Annotated in this window: 19 protein-coding genes and 1 riboswitch; of the genes, 16 read left to right on the forward strand and 3 right to left on the reverse strand. The window is 61.6% G+C overall.

Annotation, left to right across the window (positions count from 1 at the left end; translation table 11 throughout):
* Window positions 1-20 precede the first annotated feature (20 nt).
* Together WA157_RS09370 and WA157_RS09375 are read left to right on the forward strand one after the other, a co-directional pair.
* The gene (locus WA157_RS09370; RefSeq protein ID WP_422620680.1) at window positions 21-1,436 is read left to right on the forward strand and encodes an HD-GYP domain-containing protein; all 1,416 of its coding nucleotides are present in this window, start codon (window positions 21-23) and stop codon (window positions 1,434-1,436) included.
* The gene (locus WA157_RS09375) at window positions 1,433-3,841 is read left to right on the forward strand and encodes a sensor domain-containing protein (RefSeq protein ID WP_422620681.1); all 2,409 of its coding nucleotides are present in this window, start codon (window positions 1,433-1,435) and stop codon (window positions 3,839-3,841) included. The genes WA157_RS09370 and WA157_RS09375 overlap by 4 nt, the downstream gene beginning before the upstream one ends.
* 22 nt (window positions 3,842-3,863) lie before the next feature.
* Here WA157_RS09375 and WA157_RS09380 read toward each other — a convergent pair whose 3' ends face one another.
* The 3 genes from WA157_RS09380 to zapB form a co-directional block, all read right to left on the reverse strand.
* Window positions 3,864-4,682 (reverse strand): sulfite exporter TauE/SafE family protein, encoded by an 819-nt coding sequence (locus WA157_RS09380; protein WP_422620682.1) that lies wholly within the window; start codon window positions 4,680-4,682, stop codon window positions 3,864-3,866.
* A 249-nt stretch (window positions 4,683-4,931) separates the two neighbouring features.
* The gene (locus tag WA157_RS09385) at window positions 4,932-5,285 is read right to left on the reverse strand and encodes a cell division protein ZapA (RefSeq protein WP_422620683.1); all 354 of its coding nucleotides are present in this window, start codon (window positions 5,283-5,285) and stop codon (window positions 4,932-4,934) included.
* Complete coding sequence (gene zapB / locus WA157_RS09390) at window positions 5,282-5,512, reverse strand: cell division protein ZapB (protein ID WP_422620684.1); 231 nt, start codon at window positions 5,510-5,512, stop codon at window positions 5,282-5,284. The genes WA157_RS09385 and zapB overlap by 4 nt, the downstream gene beginning before the upstream one ends.
* A 35-nt stretch (window positions 5,513-5,547) precedes the next feature.
* Window positions 5,548-5,806, forward strand: a riboswitch (cobalamin riboswitch).
* Window positions 5,807-5,882: 76 nt separating this feature from the next.
* On the opposite strand from zapB, the gene WA157_RS09395 reads away from it, so the two are divergent.
* Genes WA157_RS09395 through WA157_RS09460 form a run of 14 tightly spaced genes read left to right on the forward strand, consistent with a single transcriptional unit; the run spans window position 5,883 to window position 19,066 of the window.
* On the forward strand, window positions 5,883-7,784 hold the full coding sequence (locus WA157_RS09395) for a TonB-dependent receptor domain-containing protein (RefSeq protein ID WP_422620685.1): 1,902 nt from the start codon (window positions 5,883-5,885) through the stop codon (window positions 7,782-7,784).
* 31 nt (window positions 7,785-7,815) lie between these two features.
* Window positions 7,816-9,177, forward strand: coding sequence for a cobyrinate a,c-diamide synthase (locus tag WA157_RS09400; RefSeq protein ID WP_422620709.1), 1,362 nt, complete (start codon window positions 7,816-7,818; stop codon window positions 9,175-9,177).
* Window positions 9,174-10,040, forward strand: a complete 867-nt coding sequence (locus WA157_RS09405) for an ABC transporter substrate-binding protein (protein WP_422620686.1) — start codon at window positions 9,174-9,176, stop codon at window positions 10,038-10,040. Before WA157_RS09400 ends, WA157_RS09405 begins: the two co-directional genes overlap by 4 nt.
* Window positions 10,037-10,669 carry a bifunctional adenosylcobinamide kinase/adenosylcobinamide-phosphate guanylyltransferase gene (locus tag WA157_RS09410; protein ID WP_422620687.1) on the forward strand — a complete coding sequence of 211 codons (633 nt, stop codon included), beginning with the start codon at window positions 10,037-10,039 and terminating at the stop codon, window positions 10,667-10,669. Before WA157_RS09405 ends, WA157_RS09410 begins: the two co-directional genes overlap by 4 nt.
* On the forward strand, window positions 10,666-11,565 hold the full coding sequence (locus tag WA157_RS09415; protein ID WP_422620688.1) for an ABC transporter substrate-binding protein: 900 nt from the start codon (window positions 10,666-10,668) through the stop codon (window positions 11,563-11,565). The genes WA157_RS09410 and WA157_RS09415 overlap by 4 nt, the downstream gene beginning before the upstream one ends.
* Window positions 11,562-12,638, forward strand: coding sequence for a FecCD family ABC transporter permease (locus WA157_RS09420; protein WP_422620689.1), 1,077 nt, complete (start codon window positions 11,562-11,564; stop codon window positions 12,636-12,638). The genes WA157_RS09415 and WA157_RS09420 overlap by 4 nt, the downstream gene beginning before the upstream one ends.
* Window positions 12,635-13,399, forward strand: a complete 765-nt coding sequence (locus WA157_RS09425; protein ID WP_422620690.1) for an ABC transporter ATP-binding protein — start codon at window positions 12,635-12,637, stop codon at window positions 13,397-13,399. Before WA157_RS09420 ends, WA157_RS09425 begins: the two co-directional genes overlap by 4 nt.
* Window positions 13,400-13,456: 57 nt before the next feature.
* A complete protein-coding gene (gene cobO, locus WA157_RS09430) occupies window positions 13,457-14,026 on the forward strand; it encodes a cob(I)yrinic acid a,c-diamide adenosyltransferase (RefSeq protein ID WP_422620691.1) in 570 nt (189 codons plus the stop codon).
* A gap of 9 nt (window positions 14,027-14,035) precedes the next feature.
* Window positions 14,036-14,749: a 5,6-dimethylbenzimidazole synthase gene (gene bluB, locus WA157_RS09435; protein ID WP_422620692.1), complete on the forward strand. Its 714-nt coding sequence runs from the start codon at window positions 14,036-14,038 to the stop codon at window positions 14,747-14,749.
* A gap of 13 nt (window positions 14,750-14,762) precedes the next feature.
* Window positions 14,763-15,725, forward strand: a complete 963-nt coding sequence (gene cbiB / locus WA157_RS09440) for an adenosylcobinamide-phosphate synthase CbiB (RefSeq protein ID WP_422620693.1) — start codon at window positions 14,763-14,765, stop codon at window positions 15,723-15,725.
* Entirely contained in the window at window positions 15,722-16,768 is a 1,047-nt protein-coding gene (locus tag WA157_RS09445; protein WP_422620694.1) for an aminotransferase class I/II-fold pyridoxal phosphate-dependent enzyme, read from the forward strand. The genes cbiB and WA157_RS09445 overlap by 4 nt, the downstream gene beginning before the upstream one ends.
* Before the next feature lie 29 nt (window positions 16,769-16,797).
* Window positions 16,798-17,067 carry a DUF1778 domain-containing protein gene (locus tag WA157_RS09450; protein ID WP_422620695.1) on the forward strand — a complete coding sequence of 90 codons (270 nt, stop codon included), beginning with the start codon at window positions 16,798-16,800 and terminating at the stop codon, window positions 17,065-17,067.
* Entirely contained in the window at window positions 17,068-17,568 is a 501-nt protein-coding gene (locus WA157_RS09455) for a GNAT family N-acetyltransferase (protein WP_422620696.1), read from the forward strand.
* Window positions 17,569-17,584: 16 nt separating this feature from the next.
* Complete coding sequence (locus WA157_RS09460) at window positions 17,585-19,066, forward strand: DUF3375 domain-containing protein (RefSeq protein WP_422620697.1); 1,482 nt, start codon at window positions 17,585-17,587, stop codon at window positions 19,064-19,066.

A 19,066-nucleotide genomic window follows, 5' to 3' on the forward strand; every position in this document is an offset into this window, starting at 1 on the left:
CCTTTTTCTTTGCTTTTGGCATGATATTCTCGAAAGCATACGGAGGAAGTGTTCATCCGTCAGATGAAGATTTTTGTGTCAAATATTGCTGTGCTCGTAAAAAACAGGGCCGCCAAACTGAATTACATATGGACGAAGCCCAGTTCGAATTGATTGAAATCCATCAGTTGCGACCCGGCATGTTCATCGAGCTTGAGCTCGGCTGGATGTCCCATCCGTTTCCCACCAGAAGCTTCAAAATTTCCTCTGAGAAACAGCTTGAGGTGATTCGCGGCCTGGGTCTAAAACGTGTTCGTTATTTTCGTGGCAAAAGCGATCTGTTGCCAGGATTGGCAAATGCCGATGGCGCCAAGGTCCTGGCGGGCGACAACCCGGGCGAACAAGCCAAGCCGGAGAGCACGCTGGCGTCAACTGATGAGCATCGTCTTCGGCGACAACGCAGTGATTTGCTGAGCGCCCAACATAACAGTCTGATCGTCTGTGAACGCCGCTTTGTTGACGCCATTCAACACTACAAGCTGGCGGTAGAGCAAATCAGTGCCTTCCCTGGCGCGGCCAAGCAACAGTGTCTTGGCGTGGTCGGCGGGTTTGTTGGCGATATGCTGCAGGAGGGCGAGTTGGCCATTCGCCTGTTGTCTGAGGGGATGGGGGACAAAGCATCCATGCATCCGGTCAATGTGACCATTCTTTCTCTGCTGCTCGGCCGGTCTCTGGGCTTGTCGCAGCCGGACATGCTTGATCTGGGCATGGCGGCGTTCTTGCATGACATCGGCAAATCCCGTCTGCCGGATCGGGTGCGCTGGCCAGATGAAAATTTTTCAAAAGCTGAATACAACTTGTACCAGGAGCATGTTGCCCAAGGTGTCCCTCTGGGTCGGCACATGGACTTGACAGCGGGCGCCTTGCAAGCCATCGTCCAGCATCACGAGGCGATGGACGGAAGCGGTTTCCCAGCCAGGCTGAAGGGTGACAGCTTGTCCGTGCCAAGCAAAATTTTGTCACTGGTGAACCAGTATGACAACTTGTGTAATCCGAGCCGGCCTTCGACTGCCGTCACCCCGCATGAAGCCCTGGCACTCATCTTTGCTCAACTGAAATCCCGTTTCGATAGCGTGATACTGGGTGCCTTTATCCGCATGATGGGGGTTTATCCGCCGGGCTCGGTGGTGCAATTGGCTGATGAACGATTTGCCCTGGTGGTATCGGTTAATTCCACCCGGCCCCTTAGGCCCCAGGTGATCGTGCATGAACCTCGTGTTCCCAAGCATGAGGCACTGATTCTGGACTTGGAGCAATCACCCGCCCTGGGCATTCGGCGCAGTCTCAAGCCGGCGAGTTTGCCTCGGGAGGCCATGGATTACCTATCGCCGCGGCAGCGAATTTGTTATTTTTTCGAAAAAGCAATTGGGTCACCGTCAGACGAGGTGGGGCTGTGAAGCCCGCGGCCTGGGGCCTCTTGATTGAGGGTTTGATCGAGGCCGTCTGGCTGGTTGATCCGGTGAGTTTGCGCATCCTCGCGGTCAATCGCGCAGCGGCCGACTTGTTGGGTTTGGAGGCAGAGGATTTGGTGGGCAAGCCCGCTATTGAGTTGACTGTCACGCCAGAAGACCAGTTCTTTTGGGAGGACATCGCCGCTGGTTTGGTTGATGGCATTCACTCGGAGACCCTGTTGCGTGGTGCCGATGGCATGGCCGTTCCGGTGGAACGCCGCGTCAGCCGGGTTTGGCCCGAAGCGGGGCGCGCGGTGTATGTGGTGGGCATTCGCGATCTGCGTCAGCAGCGCCGCACCGAAGATGAACTTGAAAGCTTGGTGGCAGAGCTGCGGGCCACACTCGAATCAACTGCCGATGGCATTCTGGTCATTGATCGCAGTGGCGACATCCGCAACTACAACCGGCATTTTGCCGCCATGTGGGATGTGCCCGAAGAGCTGCTTTTGAATCCCAATGACCGGGCCTTGCACGGCCATCTGGCCTCGCGGGTGCTCGACGCTGCGGCATACGAGACGCGCCTGCGGGTGATTGCTGAGAGTCCCTTGCTGGAAACCACCGATGTGTTGATCCTGATCACTGGGCGTTTACTGGAGCGGGTGTCACGGCCGCAATTCAGCAGAGGTCAAGCGACCGGTCGGGTGTTCTCGTTTCGGGACATCACGCAAAGTGTTGATGCCCAGTCCAGACTGCGTCTGGCGGCCAAAGTGTTTGAGTCGAGCGTGGATGCCATTTTCATCACGGCTCCGGACCTGAAGATCCTGGCAGTCAATCCGGTTTGTGAGCGTTTGACAGACACTTCTCAAGCTCAATTGCTGGGGGAATCCGCCAGGAGTTTATTTCAGGATCCGCGTGACCCTGAACTGATGGTTCGTGTGGAACAAGTGCTGCGCGATGAGGGCTTCTGGCGCGGGCAGGTCTGGCTTGACCGTGCCGGTCGTGCCGCTTGTGCCGTTCATCTGTCGTGGGTCTTGTTGCGTGAAGAGGACGGCGCTGTCTTGCACACCATTTGCTTCTTCAAGGACCTGACCGAAGAATTGGCGGCCCAAAAACGCATTGAGCAACTGGCGTACAGCGACGCCCTGACCGGTCTGCCCAATAAATTATTGTTGTCACAGCGAGTCGGCTTTGCCTTGCGCATGGCCGAGCGCCACGGCTCGCAGTTTGGTGTTTTCTTTCTGGATCTGGATCACTTCAAGAATATCAATGACTCGATGGGGCATGTGTTTGGCGACCGGGTTCTGATCGAGGTGGCGGAGCGTATCAAACGTTGTTTGCGTGACGCCGACACCTTGTGTCGGCTCGGTGGCGACGACTTTGTCATTTTTGTCCAGGAAATTGATGCCCGCGGCGCTGAAGTGTTGGCACACCGCATTCTGGACCTGATGGCGCAGGCTTTTCTGATCGAGGAAACCAGCTTTTCGGTTGGGTGCAGTATGGGTATCGCCCTGTATCCGGCCGATGGCCGCTCGCTCGATGAGTTGATCAAGTGCGCTGACACGGCGATGTATCTGGTCAAGGAGCGCGGTCGCGGCAGTTTCCGTTTTTATCAACCGCAGATGAATGTTGATTTGCTGTCGCGCATGAAGATGGATCATGCCATGCGCCGGGCCATGGAGCAGGGTATGTTCCGGCTGCACTACCAGCCGCAAATTTCCCTGGCCAACGGCCAGTTGGTGGGCGTGGAGGCGCTGATTCGCTGGCTGGATGGCGAACTGGGCAATGTGTCGCCCGTGTTGTTCATTCCCTTGGCAGAGGAATCCGGCTTCATCATCACGATTGGCACCTGGGTGCTTAAAGAGGCCGTGCGGCAAGCGGTGCTCTGGCAGAACGCTGGCACGCCGGTGACGGTGTCGGTCAACGTGTCGGCACTGCAGTTTCAGCAAACCGATTTTGTGGAGATTGTGGCGAGCGTGCTGAAGGATTCCGGATTGGCACCGTATCTTCTGGAACTCGAATTGACAGAGACCATTTTGGTCAGGGATGCCAATGAGACCTTGAACCGTTTGCATGCACTGGCGGCCCTCGGAGTCGCCCTGTCGATTGATGACTTTGGCACCGGCTATTCGAGCTTGGCTTACCTGAAAAAATTCCCCATCTCCAAGCTCAAGATTGATCGCTCTTTTGTCATGGGCCTGCCTGACGACGAAGGTGACCGCGCCATCGTGAGTGCGACTATTGGCATGGCGCGCGGACTCAAATTAAAAGTGGTCGCAGAGGGGGTCGAAACCATCGCGCAACGAGACTACCTGGCGGGGCTCAATTGCGAATCTTTTCAAGGTTTTCTGTGTTCCCCCGGACTGCCTGCCGAGGAGTTTGAGCGACTGATGGCGTCATTTCCGCGCGATTAGCCCGCCGCGCGCGGCACTGGCGTTACAGGCTGGACAGCCCCCGGTACAGCATGTAAGCCGCCAGCAGGTACAGGATGCTGGCAAATACGCGTTTGAGTTGTTTCACTGGCAAAGTATGGGCGGCCCGTGCACCCAACGGCGCGGTGAGGACGCTGCAAGATGCGATTACCCCCAGCGCCGGCAACCAGATGTAGCCGAATGAATACGGGGGCAGGTTTTGCACCTCCTGGCCGCCGATGACGTAGCCCACCACGTTCGCCAAGGCGATTGGAAAGCCCAATGCCGCAGAAGTAGCCACTGCGTTGTGGATGGCGACATTGCACCAGGTCATGAAGGGCACACTCACAAAGCCGCCACCGGCACCGACCAGTCCCGATAGAAAGCCGATGACGCCACCGGCGCCAATCAGGCCAGCAGTACCCGGCACCTGTCGTGTGGGTGCGGGTTTTTTGTCCAGAAACATCTGGGTCGCGGAAAAGCTCACAAAGGCGGCAAAAAACAGCGCTAACCAGGAGCCTTTGAGCAGGGCAAAAACGCCCAGGCTGGCCACGGCGCCGCCCAACAGGATGCCCGGCGCCAGGCCCCTGACCAGATCCCAGCGCACGGCGCCGCGTTTGTGGTGGGCGCGCACGCTCGAAACCGAGGTGAAGAGGATGGTGGCCATGGACGTGGCGATTGCCATCTTGACCGCCAGGTTGGGGCTCACCCCGCGCCCGGACAGAATGATGGTGATAAAGGGCACCATCATCATGCCCCCGCCAATGCCCAGCAAGCCCGCCAAAAAACCTGTGCCCAGCCCTAAGAGCACGAGTTCAAGGATCAGGGCTGGTTCAAAATTCATGCAAGGGGGAGGGGAGAGAGTAGAAAAGGTGTCTGCAGAGTCACCGGACCGGCATCCTGAACCGGGGTTCAGGTGGGCGAGGTCAACTGGTCATTGGGTTCATCTAACGCGAGACGATCACGCTTGACCAGTGATGTTCCAAGCCCGGGCTCTAAGAGCATTGGTTCAAGGAACTATAAAGCCCGGCGAACACTGCAGACGAGATTATTGTAGAGCTTGAATCGCAGTTACGGGTAAAAAATTAACGGATCAAAGCAGGCGACCATCTGTGCCCAGCGCGACGTCAAGTCGCTCCAGCAGCGAGGCCAGCAGCAGTCTGTCGTCCGGCGTTTGAACGCCTTGTGCCGGGTTGTCCCCCGTGCCGAATGAAGCCGCGTGGACAGGCGCATGAACAGCGTCTGAGCCTTTGTCGGCCAGATCAAAGGCCAAGTTGAGCGCGGCCAGCACAGCGATGCGATCACGCGCCCGGACTTTGCCGCCGTCGCGAATCCTGCACATGGCCGTGTCAACCTTTTCCACGGCCTCCAGCAGGCGGGACTCGCCCCCATCGGGACAACCCAGCAGGTACGCTTGCCCCATGATTTGAACTTCGAGCTGTTTCATTCCGTCCCTTTGTGCGCTTGGTTTGGTGTCGCCTCTGGCAACCGTTGCAGCAGCGCGTCGACCCGGGCGCGGGCGGCACTCAGTCGGGATTTCAGGGAGTCGCGTTCCTGGGAAAGAGCATGGACCTGCTCGCTGAGCAAGGTGTTGGTGCGTTGCAGTTCTTCGTAACGGACAAGCAAACGCTCGACACGTTCGGCGACTTGGTCGATTTGAGGGGGGTTCGACATAGACCGTTATTGTAGGGTTTGGAAAAGCCGTCGGCGGTAGAATCCACCGCGTTGGTGCTCGCGGTGTGGTTCACACGCCGCAGTTCAACGGGAAGCAGGAGGTCACGCCGTTCGCACTGAGCTTGTCGAAGTGCCGAATGGTCTGGCTAACCTGCGCTGCCCCCGCAACGGTAAGTGGACGAATTGCAAAATTCCGCTTCCATCACAGCCACTGAGCGTTCTGAACACGCGCTTGGGAAGGCGATGGAGGTTGATTCCACCAGCCCGGATACCGGCCAACACGGTGGTTGCACGCCTGGCGTGAAACCGTGACGCTCAGGCACTGTCGGGGACGACGGTGAGGGCTTTTTGATGGTTCCATTTCTCAACTATGAAGACTTCTGTATTTCCCAAACGCGGTCGCGCACCCGTGCGCCTGGGCGTGTCTGTTTTGGCTGTTTTTGCGGCTTTTCCTGCTTTTTCGGTGCTGGCACAGGGCCAGTCCGAGGTGGTGCTTAAAGAGGTGGTGGTGACTGCCACGCGTATGGCGATCCCCCTGACTGATGTGCTTGCCGATGTGTCGATCATTGACCGCGCCATGATCGAGCGAAGCGGTGCCGCCGGTGTGGCTGATGTGTTGGCCCGCCAGCCCGGCTTGGAGATAAGTCGCAGCGGTGGTGTTGGCGGCACGACCAGCGTCTACCTGCGCGGCGGCAATTCGCAACACACGGCGGTGTACCTGGATGGCGTGCGTCTGGACGCACAATCTGGCAGCGGCGGTGTGGCTTGGGAGAGCATTCCATTGGCTCAGATTGATCGCATCGAAGTGTTGCGCGGCCCTGCGGGTGCCGTTTATGGCTCGGATGCGATCAATGGCGTGATTCAGCTCTTCACCCGACGTGGTGAAGGCCCGGCGGCACCTTACGCTGGTGTTGGCTTGGGGAGCCATGGGTTGCGCAAACTGGAGGCGGGCATCAGCGGTGCAGCTGGCATTGGCGATGCGTTCGACTATTCGCTGGGCCTGGCGCATGAAACAAGCAATGGTTTTGATGTGCAGCCACTGCGTTTGCGCAAACCGGCTGACGGCGTACGCAACCCGGATCAGGATGGTTACGACAGCACGTCTGCCAATGCGCGTTTGGGTCTTCAGGTGAACCGTGCCCATCGTCTGGAGGCCACTTTGCTGGCCAGCGACCTGCAAGCCCAATACGATGCTTTTGTTTACACCCCTGCGAGTCCGGTGGATGACCTCAGTCGCCATCAATTGCGCACTTTGGGCCTGAACTGGAACGCCCAGTGGACCGATGCCTACAGTACCAAGCTGAGCCTGACCGACAGCAGCGAAGATTACGAAACCACCCCCTCAAGCTACCTGACCAAGACAAAATTGCGCGGCTACCTGTTTCAAAACGAATGGCGTGTTGGCCCGCATCTGGCTACGGCCACGCTGGAGCGCAGGCAAGACGAGCTGGAAAACACCTCGGTCGGCCCCACCCGCAACCGCACTCAAAACGCTGTCGCGCTGGGTTATGGTTTCGCCCAGGCCAGCCACACGCTTCAGCTCAACCTCAGGCACGACGACGACAGCGGTTTTGGTGGCGAGAGCACCGGCAGCGCGGCTTACGGCTATGCGGTTTCGCCAAAATTGCGGTTGACTGCATCGGCAGGAACGGCCTTTCGTGCACCAACCCTGTACCAGCGTTTCAGCGACTACGGTGTCAGCAGCCTGCAGCCCGAAACCAGCCGCAATATCGAAGCAGGTTTCCACTACGTGGATGGCACCAGCAGCCTGGGCGCGGTGGTTTACCAAAATGACGTCAGCAACCTGATTACCTATGTCAACGGCCCCGGTGCTTGTGTATCGCCCTGGGGGTGTTACGACAGTGTGGCCCGTGCCCGCTACGAAGGCATCACGCTGTCAGGAACGTACGCGTTGGCCGGTGTCAACCTGCGCGCCTCGGTCGACTTTCAGAACCCCAAAGACCTCGACACTGGCAAAGAGCTGGCGCGCCGTGCCCGTCGTCACCTCACATTGGGGGCCGACACACAAGCCGCCAGCTGGCATCTGGGGGCTGAGCTGCAGGCATCGGGCAAACGCTTTGATGACCTGGCCAATACAACTGAGCTGGGAGGCTATACCGTGGTCAATCTTTCTGCCAGCACCCGCATCGCGCATGACGTGACCCTGTTGGCGCGAGTCGACAACCTGGCAGACAAGGATTACCAGACGGCACGCACCTATGCCACAGAGGGGCGTACCCTGTACCTCGGTCTGAAATGGGCGCTGCAGTGAGTCAGCGGCCTTGAAAGGTTCATCCATGTCCATGTTGTCCTGTCCCGCCATCCTCATCGCCGCCCCGGCCTCCGGCCAGGGCAAAACCACCGTGGTGTCAGCCCTGGCGCGGCTGCACACGCGACAAGGTGCCAAAGTGCGCGTGTTCAAGTGCGGGCCTGATTTTCTGGACCCGCATTGGCACGCACTTGCCTGCGGCGCACCGGTGTACCAGCTGGACTTGTGGATCAATGGCGAGGCCGACTGCCTCGCGCGGCTGGCGGCAGCGGCGCGGGAGGCGGATTTGATCCTCGTCGAGGGTGTTATGGGTTTGTTTGACGGCAAGCCCAGCGCCGCCGACCTGGCGCAACGCTTTGGCCTGCCGGTGCTGGCAGTGATTGACGCGAGCGCCATGGCCGGCACCTTTGGCGCGCTGGCGTTTGGCTTGCAGCATTACCGCCCTGAGATGCCGTGGGCCGGGGTGCTGGCCAACCGGGTCGCCAGCACCTCGCACGCCGGCATGCTCCAGGCCAGTGTGCGCGAGCCAGAGCGGTGGCTGGGGGCGCTGATGCGCAACCCGGCCATGGTTTTGCCCGAGCGGCATTTGGGCTTGACGGTGGCTGGTGAAGTGACCGATGCCCTCGCAAGGCTGGATGCCGCAGCCGATGCCCTGGCGGCCACGCCCTTGGGGCAGATGTCGCTGGCTGACCTGAAGCGCTGGAATGTGACGTTTTCTCCTGCGCCCACCTCTTCAGAAACGCCCGTTTCTATTGGTTTGCCGCTGGCAGGGCGCACCGTGGCGGTGGCGCTTGATGCGGCGTTTTGCTTTATCTACGCCGCCAATCTGGACTGCTTGCGCGATCTGGGCGCTGACGTGGTATTTTTCTCGCCTTTGAATGACGCTGCTTTGCCGCCTTGTGATGCGGTCTGGCTGCCCGGCGGCTATCCTGAATTGCACGCGGCGCAACTGGCCGCGAACAAGACGCTGTGTGACAGTCTGGCCGCGCATGTGGCGCAACACAAACCGGTGTGGGCCGAGTGCGGCGGCATGATGGTGTTGTTTGACATCCTGGTCACGCTGGAAGGGGGCATGCAGGCGCAGTGGGGCCTGCTGCCCGGCACCGTGACCATGCAAAAGCGGCTGGCCGCCTTGGGGCCGCAGCAACTGGTGCTGGAAGCTGGCACGCTGCGCGGCCACACTTTTCACTATTCGACCTGTGCGACCCCGCTGCAAGCGCGTTGGCGCACCGCGCGGCCCGGCTGTGAGCCCGCGCCCGAAGCAGGCGAGGCGCTGTACCGGGTGGGGTCGATTCAGGCCAGTTATTTTCATGCCTGGTTTGCCTCCTGCCCGGCGGCGGTGGTTGCGCTGTTTTCGCCGCCCGTTGACGTGCCGCCGCCAGGAACTGCGCCATGAATCAGGTAACAAGCGCATCGGCTCAAAACCCCAGTTGGGCGTGCCAACCCGCAGGCCCGCAGCGCATCGTCTGCATGACCGAAGAAACCACCGAGTGGTTGTACTTGCTGGGGCAGGAACATCGCATTGTGGGGATTTCGGGCTACACCGTGCGGCCGCGGCGGGCGCGCGACGAGAAACCCCGGGTCAGTGCGTTCACCAGCGCCAAGATGGACAAAATTCTGGCCTTGCAGCCGGACTGCGTGCTGGGTTTTTCCGACATGCAGGCCGACATTGCAAGTAGCCTGATTCGCGCAGGCGTGCAGGTCACCATCTTTAATCAGCGCAGCGTGCTTGAGATTTTTTCGGTGCTCTACCAAGTGGCGGCGATGGTCGGGCAGGGTGAACAGGGCCTGGCTTTAATTGCTGAAATGCAGCGTCAACTGAGCGTGATGGCGGATGCCGCTGCCGCCTTGCCACGCCGCCCAAAAATCTATTTTGAAGAATGGGATGTGCCGCACATCAGCGCCATTCAGTGGGTGTCCGAGCTGATCGGTATTGCGGGCGGGGATGACTGTTTTCCTGAATTGGCCGCCCAGTCCATGGGCAAGAACCGCATCATTGCGGACGGTGCAGAGATCGTCAGGCGTAACCCCGACATCATCATCGGCTCGTGGTGCGGCAAGAAGTTTCGCCCTGAGAACGTGGCGGCGCGTGCGGGTTGGGGCGAGGTGAACGCAGTCAAAACCGGGCAATTGTTTGAGATCAAGTCGGCCGATATCCTGCAGCCCGGCCCAGCGGCGTTGACCGATGGTGTGGCGCAATTGCACCGCATCGTGATGGATTGGAGTCGCCAGGGTGGTGGAGCGGAGAAATTGGCATGACAACCTTAAGTGTTGCACGCAGTGAGTTGATTCTGGGGGGCCAGAAAAGCGGCAAGTCGCGCCGGGCAGAGGCGCTGGCGCAAAGCTGGCTGAAGCAGTCTGACAAACACCACGCGCTGTTGATCGCCACCGCTCAAGCCGGGGACGAAGAGATGCGCCAGCGTATTGCGCGCCATCAGGCAGACCGGGCGCAGCGCGTGCCGGGCATGGGCACGGTGGAAGAATCGTTCAAGCTGGCCGAGGCGATTGGCGCGCATAGCCGCCCCGACACCCTGATCGTGGTCGACTGCCTCACCCTGTGGTTGACCAATTGCCTGATGCCCATCGATGCGAGCACGGTGACCGAGGACCCGCGCCGCCACAACGCTGCAGAAAAATTTATAACAAATAGGCCTCTAGCCACCGTCCATCAAGCGCATGTAGCTATTCTTTTGGAAGCAATTGCCGGCGCCCCCGGCCCGCTTGTGCTGGTCGGCAACGAGATCGGCCTGGGCGTGATTCCGATGGGTCGCGAGGTGCGCGCCTTTGTCGATGCGCTGGGTCTGTTGAACCAAAGCGTGGCCCAGGTTTGCCAACGTGTGACCTTGATGGCAGCGGGTTTGCCTTTGACCTTGAAAGCGGTGCCATGAAGAGCGTTTTACTACTGTTGATGCTGCTTGTCTCGCATGCAGCTCAAGCCTTTCAGGTGGTTGATGACAGAGGTGTCAGCGTTACCTTTGCCCAAGCTCCCCAGCGCATCGTCAGCCTGCTGCCGTCACTGACTGAAACCGTTTGCGCACTGGGGCAATGCGCCAGGCTGGTCGGTGTGGACCGCTATTCCAATTACCCGGAAAGTGTCAAAAACCTGCCCCAAGTCGGCGGCGGGCTGGACCCCAATATTGAGGCCATTGTGGCGCTCAAGCCGGATGTGGTGCTGATGGCCACCTCGTCGCGTGTGGGTGAACGGCTGCAGTCGCTGGGCATCAAAGTGGTGGCGCTGGAGCCTAAAACCCATGCCGATGTGAAGCGTGTGCTCGAAAAAATCGGCCAGGTTTTGGCTGTGACCGACGCGCAAGGCATCTGGCGCACCATTGACGCCGCCATCTCGGCCGCAGCGCAGTCCTTGCCCAAAAGCGTTGCCTCAACGCGGGTCTATTTTGAGGTGAACCCCGGTCCCTACGGCGCGGGCGAGTCGTCCTTCATCGGCGAGACGCTCACCCGGCTGGGGGTCAAAAACATCATTGGGCCCAAGCTGGGGCCCTTCCCCAAGCTCAACCCTGAATTTGTGGTGCGCGCCAACCCGGATGTGATCATGATTGGCCAGCGCAGCGCGGACAGCATGGCACAGCGCCCGGGCTGGCAGAGTTTGCGGGCCTTGCGTGAACATCGCTTGTGTGTGTTCAGCACCATTCAGTCAGACGTGCTGGTGCGCCCCGGTCCACGCATGAGTGAGGGTGCGCGGCTGATGGCGCAGTGCCTGGCTGACAAAGCGGGGACTGGCACAACGACCGCGCCCTGGCTCAAAACCGGACCCGCCAAACCGTGAACCTGCGCCGCGCCTCTACCATCGGCTGGGCCTTGCTGGGCCTGGCACTGTTGCTGGCCGCATTGGGTGTGTGTGTGGGCAGCGCCGGGTTTGAGAACCTGCTCGGGCCTTTGCTCAACCCTTTGCGCGACCCTGAGCAATATGCCATGGCGCACCAGATTGTGTGGGACATCCGCTTGCCGCGCACCCTGGGCGCGTGGGCCGCCGGTGCCTTGCTGGGCCTGGCAGGCGCCTTGGCACAGGGCTTGTTCCGAAACCCGCTGGCTGATCCGTTTTTGCTCGGCAGCGCTTCGGGTGCCTCATTGGGCGTGGCGCTGGTGCTGGCCGCCATGGGCGGTGGCGCGGGCACCATGGGCGGCGCGATGATGAGCGACGGCACGGCGTTCTCGGTGTTTGGCACGGGGTGGCTGGTGCGCCTGGGGCTCACTGGTGCGGCTTTCGGCGGTGCGGTGCTGGCGGTGCTGCTCACGCTGGCGCTGTCCCGCGGCGTGCAACATACCTTGCGCCTGCTGCTGGCCGGGGTGGTGGTGGGCGTGGTGCTGGGCGCCATGACGCACATGGTGTTGCTGTGGTCGCCCGAGTCGATGCAGGCCATGCAGGCCTTCATGTTGGGCTCTACCGCGTTTGTCGGCTGGACGGCGTGTGCGGTGATGGCCGGGGTGTGGCTGCTGGCCAGCGCAGCGGGTGCTCTGTTGGCGCGCCTGCTCGACGGCCTGAGCCTGGGCGAAGCCACCGCGCACAGCCTGGGGTTGCCGCTCACCTCCATGCGCTTCGCGCTGGTGGCGGTGCTGGCGCTGGCCACTGGGGCGGCGGTGGCGCAAACCGGGCTGATTGCATTTGTGGGCCTGGCAGCACCCCACCTGGTGCGCTCGGTGGTCAAAACCACACACGGCCGGTTGATCCTGCTCTCCAGCCTGATGGGTGGCGTGTTGCTGATGGCCGCCGACACGCTGGCCAGGGGGCTGATTGCGCCGCAAGAGCTGCCCGTGGGGGTGCTCACTGCCGTGCTGGGCGGCGGCTACCTGCTGTGGCTGATGCACCGTGGCACACGGGGTGGCGGTATATCGCTATGAATTCAATAGCTGTTGACGCCCGCGCTGTGAGGGCCAGACTCGGAAATGTCGAGATATTGCATGGTGTGTCGCTGGCCCTGCCCGCTGGCCGCTGGACCAGCATCGTGGGCCCGAACGGCGCCGGTAAATCGACCTTGCTCAAGGTGCTGGCCGGACTGTTGCCGCACCAGGGCAGCGTTGAATTGCTGGGCCAGCCCTTGGACAGTATTCGCCCGAAAAAGCGGGCGCAGCGCCTGGCGTGGCTCGGGCAAAACGAATCCACCGCCGATGACTTGACGGTATGGGACGTGGCCATGCTGGGGCGCCTGCCGCATCAGGCCTGGCTGGCCGCTCCCAGTGAAGCAGATCGGGTCGCCGTTGAGCAGGCGCTCAGAGCCACCCAGGCCTGGGACTGGCGCGGCCGCACGCTGGGCCAACTCTCGGGCGGCGAGCGCCAGCGTGTGTTGCTGGCCCGTGCGCTGGCGGTGCAGGCGCAGGTGTTGCTGATGGACGAGCCGCTGGCCAACCTGGACCCGCCACACCAGGCCGACTGGCTGGCCGTGGTGCGCGCGTTGGTCAGCAAGGGCAACACGGTGGTCAGCGTGTTGCATGAACTGTCCATGGCGCTGCATGCCGATGAACTGGTCATCATGGCTGCCGGCCGCATCACCCACCAAGGCACTTGTTCGGATGTCGCCACGCACCGCGCGCTGGAAGCCGTGTTTGACAAGCGCATCACCATTCACCCGCTGGCCAACCAGTGGGTGGCGCTGCCAAATTAAGTTCGAATTTTTTCAAAACAAAACAATTGGAATCTGACCCCAGTTAAAGGCAAACCCATGCAAGTTGAAACACCTCCCACAGACAAACCTTATGACAAACCCGAGGGCGAGCGGCGTGGGCTGGTCATTGTCAACACCGGTGACGGCAAGGGCAAGAGCACGGCGGCTTTTGGGCTGGCGCTGCGCGCCCATGGTCGTGGCAAGGCGGTCAAGATTTTTCAGTTCATGAAAGTGCCCAGCGCCCGTTTTGGCGAACACCGCATGTTTGAGCAACTGGGCATTCCTATCGAGGGCTTGGGCGACGGTTTCAGCTGGAAGAGCCAGGACCTGGCGCACTCCGCCCAACTGGCGCGGGAGGGCTGGCAAAAGGCCAAGACCGCCATTTTGAGCGGTGACTACTTCATGGTGACGCTCGATGAGATCACCTACCCGCTGATCTACGGCTGGCTGCCGCTGATTGAGGTGCTTGACACTTTGAAAGCCCGCCCCAGCCATGTGCATGTGGTGTTGACGGGGCGGCGTTGCCCGAGCGAGATCATCGAACTGGCCGACACCGTGACCGAGATGCAGATGGTCAAGCACGCGTTCCAGGCCGGCATCCCGGCCCAGCGCGGCATTGAGGACTGAGCCCCGCCCATGACGACTTCTCCACCAGCCCAAGCAGACGCATCGGCACCGGCAAGCGACATGGCCTTTTCCGCCGCCGAGCGCAGTGCGGTCTACCGTGCCATCTTCGAGCGCCGCGACATGCGGCACTTCGCCGGTGGCACGGTTGCGCCCGACGCCATGCGGCGCCTGCTCACCGCCGCACACCACGCCCCCAGCGTCGGTTTCATGCAGCCCTGGCGTTTTTTGCGTGTGGCATCAAGCGCCCTGCGCACCCGGCTGCATGAGTTGGTGGAGCAGGAGCGGAAGGTGACCGCCCAGGCGCTGGGCGAGCGGGAAGAAGCCTTCATGCGGCTCAAGGTGGAAGGGCTGCGGGAGGCTGCCGAGCTGTGGGTGGTGGCGCTGGCCGATGGGCGTGACAAGCATATCTTTGGCCGGCGCACCCTGCCGCAGATGGACCTGGCCTCGGCCGCCTGCGCCATTCAGAACCTGTGGCTGGCCGCGCGTGCCGAAGGGCTGGGCGTGGGCTGGGTGTCGCTGTTCGACCCCATTGCCGTGGCAGACTTGCTGCGGATGCCCGCCGGGGCCGAGCCGATCGCATTGCTGTGCATCGGGCCGGTACATGCTTTTTACGAGGAGCCCATGCTCCAGAAAGAGCGCTGGGTCAAGCGCTGCGCCCTGGATGATTTGCTGTTTGAAGACACCTGGGGCCAGGCCCTGGGCCAGCCGGTGCCAAAGCCCTGAGGGGTCAAAAAAGATGATGGCATTCGCTCTGGCTTTGCTCGTGGCGCTGGCGGTAGACCGCTACTTCGGCGAGCCGCGTGTGCGCTTGCACCCGGTGGTTTGGATGGGCAACTATTTGGGTTGGGTGGGGGCGTGGGTGCAGCGCCGTGCCCAGCAGAGCCTGCAGCGGCCGGACTTCAAGGCTTTTTGGCTTGCAGCCCTCGTGTGGTGTGCGGGTGCAGCTAGTGTTTCAGGAGTTGCTTGGGGTTTGCAGGCGGCGCTTGGCAGCTTGCCCTGGTGGGCAACTGGCGTGCTGCTGGGCCTGCTGCTCAAGCCGCTGCTGGCCTGGACGATGCTGAAGAGCGAGGTGCTGGCGGTGGAAGCGGCCTTGGCTGAATCGCTTGAGGCTGGCCGGGAGCGCTTGAGCTGGCTGGTGAGCCGCGATGTTACGGCGCTGACCGACACGCAAGTGCGCGAGAGCGCCATCGAGACGCTGGCCGAAAACCTGAACGATTCGGTCGTCGCGCCCATTTTCTGGTTTGTGCTGCTGGGCCTGCCCGGCGCCGCGCTGTACCGCTTTGCCAACACGGCCGATGCGATGTGGGGCTACCCCGGCATCTACAAGGGCCAGAACTGGGCTTGGGCGGGCAAGTGGGCGGCGCGCGTAGACGATGGCTTGAGCTGGCTGCCCGCGCGCATCACCGCGCTGCTCTTGCTGCTGGCGACAGGGGTGCGAGGCTTGGCGCTGGCAGGCCGTTTGCGCGCCGAGGCTGCCAAAACCCCGTCGCCCAACAGCGGCTGGCCCATGGCGGCGATGGCCTTGGGTCTGGATGTGGGCTTGCGCAAACCCGGTGTGTATGTGCTCAACCCAGCGGGGCGTGCAGCGCTTGCGCCGGATACCGCGCAAGCCCTGGTTTATGCATCAAATACACTTCTAGCCCTCGTCGTCATTGCGCAAGCAGCTATTATATTTGTAGCAAATGGGGTGTGGCCATGAAGCCCTTGGCACGTATCCACGGCGGACCGGACGCACAGGGCGCGCCGCGGTACGACTTCTCCAGCAACAGCAACGCCTGTGGCCCGTGCCCCCAAGTCCTGGCCGCCGTGCAGGCCGCCGATGCCACCCGCTACCCCGACGCTGCCTATACCGATTTGCGGGCAGCGCTGGCACACTTTCACGGCGTGCCACCGTGGCGCGTGGTGCTGGCGGGCAGCGCCAGCGAATTCATTTTTCGCATCACGGCGTGGGTCAAAGGGCAGGGCACCCAGCAGGCACCGCGCACCGTGTGCCTGCCCCGCCATGCCTATGGCGACTACGCCCATGCCGCGCAGGCGTGGGGTCTGCAGCCAACGGCGAAGCCTGATGCAGCGGATTTGGTCTGGGCCTGCGAGCCGTCCAGCCCCTTGGGGCAGGCCCATACCGCGTGGCCCGCGTGGGTGCACCGTGCCGCAGACGGCGCACCGCACAACAGCCCCGCCGCACCCGAGCCGTTGTGCAACACCGTGGTTCTCGACAGCGCCTACGCGCCGTTGCGCCTGGGTGGCACGCCCAGCCTGAGCGACGCGCAGCGCGCCAAGGTGTGGCCATTGTTTTCCCCCAACAAGGCCCTGGGCCTGACCGGTGTGCGCGCTGCCTATGCCATTGCCCCCGCCGATGCGCAACAAGCCGCCGCGCAGCTGGACGCCCTGGCCCCATCCTGGGTGCTGGGCGCACACGGCGTGGCCCTGCTGTTGGCGTGGACGCAGGCGGACACACAAGCCTGGTTGCACAGCAGCCTGCAGACGCTGCGCGGCTGGAAGCAGCGCCAGGTGCAGGGTCTGCAAGCCTTGGGCTGGAACGTGCAACCCAGCGACACCCCGTTTTTCTGCGCCCAGCCTTTGCTGGGTGTGGATGCTGTTGCGCTGTGCGCACAGCTGCGCACCCAGGGCATCAAGCTGCGCGATGCCACCTCGTTTGGGCTGCCCGGCTGGGTGCGCTTGGGGGTGCTGCCGCCGCAGGCGCAAGATGCATTGTTTGGAGTTACTTGTGTGTCAAATTGACGTACAATTTTGTTTTTAGGAGAACCGCCATGCCTGCTGTTACCACATCAAGCGATTCCGCTCGCATCAACCTGCGCACCAGCCCGGAGGCCAAAGCGCTGATTGAGCGGGCTGCGGCCATCATGGGCTCCACCGTGTCCAGCTTCATGCTGCAAAACGCGTATGAGGCGGCCCGCCGCATCGTGGCGGACGAAGACACCCTCATGCTGTCTCAGCAAGCGTTTGAAGCCTTTGTCGCCACCTGCGAAAACCCGCCTGAGCCCACCGATGCACTGCGCAAACTCATGGCCTTGCGCTGAATGACGCTGCGAATTGAGCGGTTGGCCGCCCACCACCAGCGTGGCGGGTTTGATTGTGGCAATCCAGAGCTCAATCAATTCCTGAGCCAGCAAGCGGGCCAACTGGCCCGAAAAAACTTCTGCAAAACCTATGTAGCCGTGGCCGACGACGGAGTTGTCGTGTTGGGGTTTGTCTCGATCAGCGTTGGACAAGCCCAAACCACACAACTGCCCCCCAAGCTCAAGTTACCCCGCTATCCGGCACCGATATTGCGCATTGGCAGGCTGGCAGTTGACCAGAAGCAGCATGGCCAAGGCATCGGGCAGAGACTGATGTCATTTGCTTTGCAGATGGCGCTGGATTTTTCTCAGCATGTGGGTCTTTATGCGATCGTGGTAGATGCCAAGCATGAACAGGCCTGCAAGTTTTATGCGGCGTTGGGCTTTACTGCGACCGTGGACGACCCGCTGTGTTTGTACTTGCCGGTGGTGACCTTGCAAAAAATGGCGCAAGAACCGTGACTGCCGGGGAAGCGCCATGAACCTCGACTACACCACCCTGGAGATGCAGCGCCGCCAGCACCCGGCCTGGCGTTTGCTGGCCGCTGACTCCGCGCCGCTGGTGGCCAGTTTTTTGCACCGGGTTTTTGTCGTGCCCAATGTGCGGGTGATGGCGCAGTCCAACCTGGTGGAGTCGCTGGAAGACACGCTGTATGGCCTGCGCGAGCAGTTGGGTGCTCAGGTGTTTCCAAAGTCGGCGCAAGAATATTTGAACGACTGGGCGGCCAATGACAAGGGCTGGCTGCGCAAGTTTTACCCGGCGGGCTCAGATGAGCCCCATTTCGACCTGACCCCGCCCACCGAGCGCGCTTTGGCGTGGCTCGGCAGCCTGTCAGACCGCAGCTTTGTTGGCACCGAGTCGCGCTTGCTCACCTTGTTTGGTTTATTGAAGCAAATGAGCGAAGGCAGTGAGACCAACCCCCAGACCCGCATCGCCGAGCTGCACAAAAAGCGCGATGCCATAGATGCTGAAATTGCCCGTGTGGTCGAGGGTGACATGGCCCTGCTGGACGACACCGCACTGAAAGACCGCTTTCAACAGTTCACCGGCCTGGCGCGTGAATTGCTGGCGGACTTTCGGGAGGTGGAGCACAACTTTCGTGCGCTGGACCGCAAGGTGCGCGAACGCATTGCTTTGTGGGACGGTGCCAAAGGCGCGCTGCTGCAAGAGATCATGGGCGAGCGCGATGCCATTTCGGACTCCGACCAGGGCAAGAGCTTTCGCGCGTTTTGGGACTTTTTGATGTCGCAGTCGCGCCAGGAGGAGTTCACGCAGTTGCTGGAACGGGTGCTGGAGCTGCCCCCGGTGTCTGCGTTGGCGCCGGATAAGCGCCTCAAGCGTGTGCATTACGACTGGCTGGAAGCCGGTGAATACGCCCAGCGCACCGTGGCCCAGCTGTCGCAGCAGTTGCGCCGCTTTCTGGACGACAAGGCCTGGCTGGAAAACCGCCGCATCATGGACATTCTGCGCGGCATCGAAGGCAAGGCCTTGGCACTGCGCGATGTGGCTCCCACTGTCTTGCGCAACCCGGATTTCATGCAGATTGACGAGATTGGCGCGGGCGTGGAGCTGCCGCTGGAGCGCCCGCTGTACCAGCCGCCACTGCACACCGTGCTGACCAGCGTGGCCTTGCAGGCGGGTGATGAGGACGTGGATGCAGCCGCCCTGTTTTCCCAGGTGCGGGTGGACAAGGCGGCGCTGTCCGCGCACATCGCCAAGTCCCTGCAGACCCAGGCACAGGTCACTTTGGCGGAGCTGCTCCAAAGTAGACCCCTGCAGCAGGGTCTGGGCGAGTTGGTGGCCTACCTGCAACTGGCCAGTGAATCGCCCGCGTCCGTGGTGATCGAGACTACCCAAGACACCGTGGCGTGGCAGGTGTCAGATGATTCGCAGCCCATGCAGGCCGCGCCCACCATGCGCCGTGCGACCCTGCCGCGCGTTATTTTTGTCAGGAGTTGA

It is taken from the genome of Rhodoferax ferrireducens (genome assembly GCF_049302455.1).
Classification (GTDB): Bacteria; Pseudomonadota; Gammaproteobacteria; order Burkholderiales; family Burkholderiaceae_C; genus Rhodoferax; species Rhodoferax ferrireducens_B.